The following is a 9,015-nucleotide window of genomic DNA, read 5'->3' on the forward strand; positions in this document are numbered from 1 at the left end:
CGGGCGGCCGGCCGAATTGCATACGAGGAGAGAGGCATGACGCGTTCCGTCGATTCCGGCGTCATTTTTTTCGCGCGCCTGGCGCTGGCGGCGTTGTTCCTGTGGGGCGGAGTGATGAAACTGCTCGGCTACGGCGATTTCATCGGTTACCTGCATGGGCTGAACGTGCCGTATCCGCAGGTGATGGGGCCGATCGTCGTCGCGATCGAGGGGCTCGGCGGGCTGCTGCTGATCGTCGGCTACAAGGTGAAACCGCTCGCACTGCTGATGGCGTTCTACACGGTCGCGACCGCGATGGTCGGGCACAATTTCTGGGACGCGACGGACGCCGCCGTCCAGCACGACATGGTGATCCATTTCTGGAAGAACATCGCGATCGCCGGCGGTTTCCTGCTGCTGTTCGTCACCGGCGCCGGCGGCGCGAGCATCGACGGCCTGCGCCGGCCGAGTTCGACGTACGGCAGCCTGCGCTGATCGCACACGCGCACACCGGTGCGGTTGCGCTGAAGCAAAACAAAAGGGCCGAATCCCGCGGGATTCGGCCCTTTGTTCTTGGATTGCCTGCGCGTCGCGTGGGCGTTCGGTCATCCGATGCGGCGGCTGGACGCCCCCGCACGCGCACCGTCGCCGCTCAGTGCGGCGAATCCTCCTTCGCATCCTTCGAGAACTGCACGGCGATCGCGCCGAGCACGCAAATCGCCGCGACATACACCACCGGCGCGAGCGGATTCGACTTCATCATCAGCGACACGATCACCGGCGTGAGCCCGCCGAAGATCGCATACGCGACGTTGTACGAGAACGAGATGCCGGAGAAGCGCACGACGGCCGGGAAGCTCTTGACCATCACGAACGGCACCGCGCCGATCGTGCCGACCATGAAGCCCGCGATCCCGTAGTAGAGCGGCAGCGTCGACGTGTCGGCCGCGACCTGCACGAACAGCAGGTAGTAGCACGCGGCCAGCCCGATGCCGCCGATGCCGAGCACGCGCTTCGCGCCGATCCAGCCCGCGAGCGAACCCGCGGTGATGCAGCCGGCCGTCAGGCACAGCGTCGCGACGCTGTTCGCGAACAGCGTCGTCGCGGGCGTCAGGTGAAACTGCTTCTGCAGCAGCGCGGGCGTCATCAGGATCACGACGACGATCGCGGCCGACAGCATCCACGTGAGCAGCATCGACACGATCACCGCGCGGCCGTGATCGCGCAGCACGGCTTTCAGCGGAATCTCGGCCGCGAGCGCCTTCTTCGCCTTCATCTCGGCGAACACCGGCGTCTCGTGCAGCCAGCGGCGCAGGTACACCGAGAACAGGCCGAACACGCCGCCGAGCAGGAACGGGATGCGCCACGCGAACGCGCCGACTTCGGCGGTCGAGTAGCGGCTGTTGATGCCGGCGGCGACGAGCGAGCCGAGCAGGATGCCGGCCGTCAGGCCCGCGGTCAGCGTGCCGCACGCATAGCCGATGTGGCGCGACGGCACGTGCTCGGACACGAACACCCACGCGCCCGGCACTTCGCCGCCGACCGCCGCGCCTTGCAGCACGCGGAACAGCAGCAGCAATACCGGCGCGAGGATGCCGATCGTGTCGTAGGTCGGCAGCAGGCCCATCAGCAGCGTCGGCACCGACATCATCAGCACGCTCAGCGTGAACATCCGCTTGCGGCCGAACAGGTCGCCGAAGTGCGCCATGATCACGCCGCCGAGCGGGCGCGCGAGATAGCCGGCCGCGAAGATGCCGAACGTCTGCAGCTGGCGCAGCCAGTCGGGAATGTCGTGCGGGAAGAACAGTTGCCCAATCGCCGGCGCGAAGAACACGAAGATGATGAAGTCGTAGAACTCGAGGGCGCCGCCGAGTGCGGCAAGGCCAAGGGTCTTGTAGTCGCTGCGCGTGAGCGCGCGTTCGGCGGCGCGAGGCACGCCGCTCAATTCGGAAGCTTGCATGGTCAGGACGATCGGTTTTCGAATGTTGTTGTCGGTGCTGCGTCTCCAGGGCCCGCTATCGGCATGGACTGACAAGGCGCGGCTTGCATCGTCGAAGCGTGCCGCGTGCCGGGTGAGGCACGAGACATGCGCCGCCGCACCGGGATGGGGCGCGGCGGAGACGAAGCGTCAAAGCGGGTTGGGGGATTCTACAGGAGCGCGAAATGCGTGCGCGCGGGGGCGCGCCGAGGAGCGCTTCGGACCGCGAAGCCGAAGCCGAAGCCGAGCTGAAAGCGCGCGCGGCGCGGGCGGCCGGTGAGCCGCTGACGCGCCGCGCGGGGCAGGGTCTCGCGTATCAGTTGCCGGCGATCGTATCGACCGGCTTGAACGCGCCGTGCTCGACCTTGTAGATCGTCACCGGCGCATCCTTCAGGTCGCCCTTCGCGTCGTACGCGATGCTGGGGGCCGACACGCCCTTGACCGATACCTTGCCGAGATATGGCGTGTACACCTTCGGATCGGTCGAGTTCGCGTCCTTCATCGCGGTGAGCAGCGCGATCGTGCCGTCATACGCGTACGGAGAGTAGGTGATCACGTCTTCGTTGAAGCGCGCCTTGTAGCGCGCGGCGTAGCCGGCGAAGCCCGGCATCTTTTCCTTCGGCAGCCCGCCCATGTAGACGATCGCGCCTTCGGCCGCGTCGCCGCCGACCTTCAGGAACGTCGGCGAGCGCGACATCTCGCCCGTCACGAACGCCGACTTCATCCCGAGCTGGCGCATCTTGCGGATCATCGGCGACGATTGCGCGTCGCCGCCGCCGTAGAAGATCGCGTCCGGGTTCATCCCCTTGAGGTTGGTCAGGATCGCGGAGAAATCGAGCGCCTTGTCGTTCGTGAAGTCGCGCTTGATGATCGTGCCGCCCGCTGCCTCCACGGCCTTTGCGAATTCGTCGGCGATGCCCTGGCCGTAGGCCGTGCGATCGTCGATGATCGCGATGCGCTTGAAGCGCAGCGTCTTCACCGCGTACGTGCCGACGATGCGGCCCGCCTGCGCGTCGCTCGTCAGCAGCCGGTAGGTCGTCTTGTAGCCGCGCGCGGTGTATTGCGGCGACGTGGCCATCGAGATCTGCGGCAGCCCCGCGCGATCGTACAGGTCGGACGCGGGAATGCTCGTGCCCGAGTTGAAGTGCCCGATGATCCCGCGGACGTTGTCGTCGATCAGCCGCTGCGCGACGGTCGTGCCCGTGCGCGGGTCGGCCTGGTCGTCCTGCGAATCGAGCTGGAACGTGACGGGCTTGCCGCCGATCGTCGGACGCGTCGCGTTGAAATCGGCGATCGCGAGCTGCACGCCTTTCTGCATGTCCGTGCCGTAGTTCGACTGCGGGCCGGTCAGCGGTGCGGCGAAACCGATCTTGACGACGTCGGCGGCAATGGCGTGCGCGCCCGACAGTGCGCAGGCAGCGGCCAGCGCGACGTGCGATACCTTCAGCTTCACTTTCACTTCCCCTTGATGGCGTGGTTGGGCCGCCGCCGGCTGGCGGGCCGGCACCGGTAAACCGGGCGAGACGGTTCGGTCGGCAGGCCGATGCGAGGGCCGTGCGTGCTTGCCGCGTGCTGCCCCGGCTGTGCCGGAATCGGCGCGCGCGATGGCCGGTGCGGCGGGCCATGCATGCCGATTGCTGCCGCGGCGGGCGGTCGTCTCGTGACCGTGAAGCGAAGTCTAGATAGCGAAAATGCGTGCGTCTTGCGCGTTCGATGCGCGGCCGGCGACGATATCGGCATATCGTCGATAACCCTGATATATGCTGAAATCGTCATGCAGAATGCGCAAACGCGCCAAGACGCGATCGGTCGGCATTTTTAGGATGGTGGATTCGGGTGCGTGTTGCCGGTGCGTCGACGCGGCATGCCCGCAGCGGCGGAAGCGAAGCGCGGCCGTCTGCGCACGCGCATCGAAGTGGTTGTGTGCGCAACCTGTATCGCCGGTCGGCGATGGCCGATCGGGAGGCGCGAAGCCTCCGGTCGCTGCCGCCGGCTTGCCCGCCCCGCGCTCGGCGCGACGCGATCGAAGGGGCGCTTCTATAATCGACGCCATCTGCCACTCGCATTGCGGTTGCCGGGATGACGACCTTGCTTGCCGTACCGCCCATGAGCCTGTCCGAACCGTTGCGCTACCAGCCCGACAACGCCGATCTCGGCGCGATGCTTGCGCACTTCCGCCTGCTCGAACCGGTGTTCGATGCGCTGCCGGACGTCGCGTTCTTCGTGAAGGATGCGAGCGGCCGCTACGCGATCGTCAATCGCACGCTGGCGATGCGCTGCGGCTACAAGGACAAGCGCGACCTGCTCGGCAAGACGGCCGATGAAGTGTTTCCGCGCCGCTTCGGCCGCAGCTATTTCGAGCAGGACATGGCGACGATCAACGCCGGCCAGCAACTGATGGACCAGCTCGAGCTGCACCTGTATCCGGGCCGCCAGCCGGGCTGGTGCCTGACCTGCAAGGAGCCGCTGCGCGACGCCGCGGGCAGGGTGGTCGGCCTGGCGGGTATCTCGCGCGACCTGAAGGCGCACGAGGGATCGCACCCGGCGTACAGCCGGCTCGCCGACGTGGTCCAGCACATCCAGGATCACTACGTGCAGCCGCTGAACCTGAAGCATCTCGCGCAGATGGCGGGGATGTCGGTCGCGCAGCTCGAACGCTACTTCCACAAGGTGTTCCACCTGACGCCGCGCCAGGTGCTGCTGAAAACGCGGCTCGACGCGGCCACCGCGCTGCTGGTCACGCACGACAAGGTGACCGACGTCGCGGCGCTATGCGGCTACACGGATCACAGCGCGTTCACGCGCCAGTTCAAGGCGACGGTCGGCGTGACGCCGACGGAATACCGATTGATGCTGCAGGAGCGGGCAGGGTGACGCGACACGCCGAAACGGCCGGCGAGTCGCTGGGATCGGGGTGATACGAAGAAACGGGGAACGGGTGAAAACGGCGGCTCAGCGGTAGCCGAGCCCTTTCAGGACGGCGGTGCCGTCTTCGGTCAGCCGGAAGCTGGGGGCCGTATCGGCGTCGAGCTTGACCATTTCGACGAGACCGGCCTCCTGCAGCGCAGGCAGTTCGGGTTTGGCGTTCGCGCCGATCGGTGCGTGCAGCAGCACGAGCAGCGTCGCGATTTCATGATGACTGAGCAGGCGGCGCAGCATCGTCTTCTTTGCAGGGGGCGCGGCCTGGCGGCCCGCGGGTGCTTCTACGGCGCTCATCGCTTTCCTCCTTTTCAAGATAACCATCGGGTACTGGTTGCGGATGGTGCCGTCGAAGACTTAAGCGATTCTTAAAACCGCACCGGGCGACGGGATGCTGCGCTGCGGTATGGGTTACCGGATGTAACGCCATATGGAATGCGGCTTCCGGCCCGATCGCGGTCGGCCGCGCGGGCGGGTGCGCGGCCGCGTGATTCACCACGATGGTGCGCGCAGGATGTGGCCCTTTGAAGTCGCCGCAGGTGGCGAATGTGATTCGGCCCCTTAAATTCCTGTCGGCTTCCTTCCCTTATTTCCTGCGCTGCGCCTGTGCGGCGAGCCGCACGGCCGCGTTCGTCGCGCCATAGCCGTCGTATCCGCCGCGCCGCTCGACGATTTCGAGCGAGAAGCGGTTGTCGACCAGTTCTGTATACGCATGCAGGAATTCGCCGCCGTGTTCGTCGCGGTCGTACAGCAGGTGATGCGTGCTCAGCGTGTCGATCAGCTCGTCCGGCAGTGCGTAGCGTGCGGCGAGGTCGTCGTAGTAGTTCGGCGGAATGCGCAGGAACGGAATGCCGTCGGCCGCGAACGCGGCGATCGTCTTCACGATGTCGTCGGTGCGGAACGCAACGTGGTTCAGCCCCGTGCCGTGGTAGCGGTCGAGCGATTCGGCAACCGCCGTGTGGCGGTCGACCGACGCGTTCAGCGCGATCCGCACCGAGCCGTCGGCGCTGCGCACCGCGCGGCTGCGCATCAGTCCGTACGGGTCGGGCACGAGCCAGCTGCGCTCGGCCTCGAAGCCGAACGCCGTCTTGAAGAACAGGATCCACGTATCGAGCGCATCGGCCGGCAGCGCGAGGCACACGTGGTCGATGCCCGTCAGCGGGCCGACTTCGCTCGGGCCGTCGATGTCGGTCAGCACGAAATCCGATTCGTACAGCGTCGGCGCGTTCGGCGCTTCGTCGACGAAGTACTCGAGGCTGCCGTCCGGTGCCTGCACGCTCGGCAGCACGCGTTCGTTCGGCCCGACGCGGCCCGAGAACGGCGCATAGCCGAAGCCGGCCGCGCGTTCGAACGCCACTTTCGCGTCGTCGACGCGGAATGCCGACGCGCACAGCGACAGCCCGTGCTGCTGGAAGAACGCGTCGGCGAACGAGTCGCGCTCCGCGTTCAGCACGATCGACGCGGCGCCGTGCTGGAACAGCGTCACGTCTTTCGACCGATGCCGGCCCGCGAGCCGGAAGCGCATCCGGCCGAGCCATTCGCCGACGGTCGCCGCCGCCTGCGCGTCCACAGCGAATTCGATGAACTGGAACCCGACGTGCGCGGGCGGCGCCGGCGGCGCGAACAGCGGCTGGCTGGCGGCCGGTGCGCGGCCGTCCTGCGCGAGCCGCTCGCGCGTCAGCTCTTCCAGGTACAGCAGCGAGCGATGGCCGTCGGCGGCCGTGATCGCGGTCGGCGCCGCGCGGAAGCCGTCGTTGAAGATCTCGAGCGACAGCGGCCCCGTATAGCCCGACTCGATCACGCGCGCGGTGAAGCGTGCGAGGTCGAAGTCGCCCTGGCCCGGGAACGAGCGGTAATGGCGGCTCCATTCGAGCACGTCCATCGCGAGCTTCGGCGCATCGGCAATCTGCACGAATGCGATCCGGTCGCCGGGGATGTCCGCGATCGCGTCCGGCGAATCGTCGAGCGACAGCGTGTGGAAGCTGTCGAGCGCCAGGCCGAGGTGCGGGCTGTTCACGGCATTCACGAGATTCCACGCATGGCCGTACCGCTTCACGACGCGGCCCCACGCGAGCGCTTCGTATGCGGCGACCACGCCGGCCTGCCGCGCGGCTTCGGCGAGCGCGCCGAGCTGGTCGACGAGCAGCCCGTCGTCGGCGATCGTATCGGCCGACACGTTGCTGCACACGAGGATGCGGTCGGTGCCGAGCGCATGCATCACGTCGAACTTGCGCTTGATCCGGTCGAGGTTGCGGGCGAGCTGGGCCGCGCTCACGCCCTCGAAGTCGCGAAACGGCTGGAACAGCACGATGTCGAGGCCGAGATCGGCGGCCATGCGCCGGACGTCGGCCGGCGAGCCATCGAAGTAGACGAGGTCGTTTTCGAAGATTTCGACGCCGTCGAAGCCTGCGGCCTGGATGGCGGCGAGTTTCTCGGCGAGCGTGCCGGACAGTGACACGGTGGCGATCGAGCGCTGCATGAGCGATTCCTGCGGGTGAGCGGGGTAGGGCGCCGGTCGAATCGACCCTGAATGAACCAGTCGTTGAATTCCCGGCGAGCGCCATATCCCGAATTTACTGGGCTAGTGATGCGTATTGTACAAACTAACTAGGTGGTACAAATTAGCGAAAACCCGAAAAGACAGCCCGCATTCCCGGGCGCACACTAGCGCCAAATTCCGATGTTTTCGGGGCGATGCCGGTCACGGTCCGCCCCTGTTTTAGGAGCAGAATCACCATGAGCAAGCACAAGGTGCTGGTGCTGAACGGCCCGAACCTGAATCTGCTGGGGACGCGCGAGCCCCACATCTACGGCGCGGAAACGCTGGCCGACCTCGAGCAGCGCTGCCGCACGGCGGCGGAAGGGCTCGGGCTGGAAATCGACTTCCGCCAGTCGAACGCCGAGCACCAGCTGATCGACTGGCTGCACGCCGCGCGTCACGACACGCACGGCATCGTGATCAACCCGGCGGCCTATACGCATACGTCGGTGGCGCTGGCCGATGCGCTTTCCGCGATCGCGAAGCCGGTGATCGAAGTGCATATCTCGAACGTGCATCGCCGCGAAGCGTTCCGGCACCATTCCTATGTGTCGGCGGTCGCCGAAGCCGTGATCTGCGGCTGCGGCACCGAAGGCTACGTGTTCGCGCTGCAGCGTCTGGCGACGCTGTTCGCGCAGGGAGCCGCACGATGAGCCGCCCGTCGTTTCTGATCGGCCTGATCGGCCAGGGCATCGGCGGTTCGCTGTCGCCCGCGATGCACGAGGAAGAAGGATTCCGCCAGGGGTTCGGCTATGTCTACCGGCGCATCGATCTCGATGCGCTCGGCGTGACCGTCGACGCCCTGCCGCAACTGCTCGATGCCGCGCAGCGGATGGGCTACAACGGCCTGAACATCACGCACCCGTGCAAGCAGCGCGTGATCGAGCACCTCGACGCGCTGTCGGACGACGCGCGTGCGCTCGGCGCGGTAAACACCGTGCTGTTCAAGGACGGCAAGCGGATCGGTCACAACACCGACTGGTCGGGTTTCGCGAAATCGTTCCGCCGCGGGTTGCCCGACGCATCGCTCGAACGCGTCGTCCAGCTCGGCGCGGGCGGCGCGGGTGCGGCCGTTGCACACGCCGCGCTGCAGATGGGTGCGGCCGAACTGACGATTTTCGATGTCGACGGCGCGCGCGCCGCCGCGCTCGCGGCCGAGCTGCAGCAGCGCTTCCCCGCGGCACGGGTCGCGCCCGGCGGCGATCTCGCGAGCGCGATGCGCGCCGCGACGGGCCTGATCCACGCGACGCCCACCGGCATGGCCAAGCATCCGGGCCTGCCGCTGCCGGCCGAACTGCTCCACGCGGGCATGTGGGTGGCCGACATCGTGTACTTCCCGCTCGAAACCGAACTGATCCACGCGGCGCGCGCGGCCGGCTGCGCCACGCTGCCGGGCGGCGGGATGGCGGTCTACCAGGCCGTCGACGCGTTCGAGATCTTCACCGGACGCACGCCCGACGCCGAGCGGATGTTCGATCACTTTCAGTCGCTCGTCGCGCGCTGACCCCTTACAGAAAGAGAGACCAGCAACCATCTTGAGACCGAACATGTCATGCGCAGTTGAAATCCGATTGCCAGCGCTGTCCCGTTCGAGCGATGG

9 protein-coding genes are annotated in these 9,015 nt (G+C 67.0%); 4 read left to right on the forward strand and 5 right to left on the reverse strand.

Features of this window, described 5'->3' with window-relative positions; genetic code table 11:
- Positions 1-36 precede the first annotated feature (36 nt).
- Positions 37-474 carry a DoxX family protein gene (locus tag BDI24065_RS26470; RefSeq protein ID WP_175033760.1) on the forward strand — a complete coding sequence of 146 codons (438 nt, stop codon included), beginning with the start codon at positions 37-39 and terminating at the stop codon, positions 472-474.
- Between the two features lie 157 nt (positions 475-631).
- On the opposite strand, the gene BDI24065_RS26475 is transcribed toward BDI24065_RS26470, so the two are convergent.
- The 3 genes from BDI24065_RS26475 to BDI24065_RS41180 all read right to left on the reverse strand — a co-directional run bounded on the left by BDI24065_RS26475 (position 632) and on the right by BDI24065_RS41180 (position 4,010).
- A complete protein-coding gene (locus BDI24065_RS26475) occupies positions 632-1,939 on the reverse strand; it encodes an MFS transporter (RefSeq protein WP_175033761.1) in 1,308 nt (435 codons plus the stop codon).
- A 334-nt stretch (positions 1,940-2,273) separates the two neighbouring features.
- Positions 2,274-3,410, reverse strand: a complete 1,137-nt coding sequence (locus BDI24065_RS26480) for a branched-chain amino acid ABC transporter substrate-binding protein (RefSeq protein WP_175033762.1) — start codon at positions 3,408-3,410, stop codon at positions 2,274-2,276.
- A 225-nt stretch (positions 3,411-3,635) separates the two neighbouring features.
- Positions 3,636-4,010: a hypothetical protein gene (locus BDI24065_RS41180; protein ID WP_254609870.1), complete on the reverse strand. Its 375-nt coding sequence runs from the start codon at positions 4,008-4,010 to the stop codon at positions 3,636-3,638.
- Positions 4,011-4,036: 26 nt separating this feature from the next.
- On the opposite strand from BDI24065_RS41180, the gene BDI24065_RS26490 reads away from it, so the two are divergent.
- Positions 4,037-4,831 (forward strand): AraC family transcriptional regulator, encoded by a 795-nt coding sequence (locus BDI24065_RS26490; protein WP_174952027.1) that lies wholly within the window; start codon positions 4,037-4,039, stop codon positions 4,829-4,831.
- Between the two features lie 78 nt (positions 4,832-4,909).
- On the opposite strand, the gene BDI24065_RS26495 is transcribed toward BDI24065_RS26490, so the two are convergent.
- The gene (locus tag BDI24065_RS26495) at positions 4,910-5,173 is read right to left on the reverse strand and encodes a hypothetical protein (protein ID WP_174933418.1); all 264 of its coding nucleotides are present in this window, start codon (positions 5,171-5,173) and stop codon (positions 4,910-4,912) included.
- Positions 5,174-5,462: 289 nt separating this feature from the next.
- Positions 5,463-7,355 carry a bifunctional sugar phosphate isomerase/epimerase/4-hydroxyphenylpyruvate dioxygenase family protein gene (locus BDI24065_RS26500; RefSeq protein WP_175033763.1) on the reverse strand — a complete coding sequence of 631 codons (1,893 nt, stop codon included), beginning with the start codon at positions 7,353-7,355 and terminating at the stop codon, positions 5,463-5,465.
- A gap of 257 nt (positions 7,356-7,612) precedes the next feature.
- Between BDI24065_RS26500 and aroQ the strand changes: the two genes are divergently transcribed.
- Both aroQ and BDI24065_RS26510 read left to right on the forward strand, forming a co-directional pair.
- A complete protein-coding gene (gene aroQ / locus BDI24065_RS26505; protein ID WP_175033764.1) occupies positions 7,613-8,068 on the forward strand; it encodes a type II 3-dehydroquinate dehydratase in 456 nt (151 codons plus the stop codon).
- Positions 8,065-8,919, forward strand: a complete 855-nt coding sequence (locus BDI24065_RS26510) for a shikimate dehydrogenase (protein WP_175033765.1) — start codon at positions 8,065-8,067, stop codon at positions 8,917-8,919. The genes aroQ and BDI24065_RS26510 overlap by 4 nt, the downstream gene beginning before the upstream one ends.
- The last annotated feature ends 96 nt before the right edge of the window (positions 8,920-9,015 follow it).

The organism is Burkholderia lata, from assembly GCF_902499025.1.
In the GTDB taxonomy this organism is placed as follows: domain Bacteria; phylum Pseudomonadota; class Gammaproteobacteria; order Burkholderiales; family Burkholderiaceae; genus Burkholderia; species Burkholderia lata_C.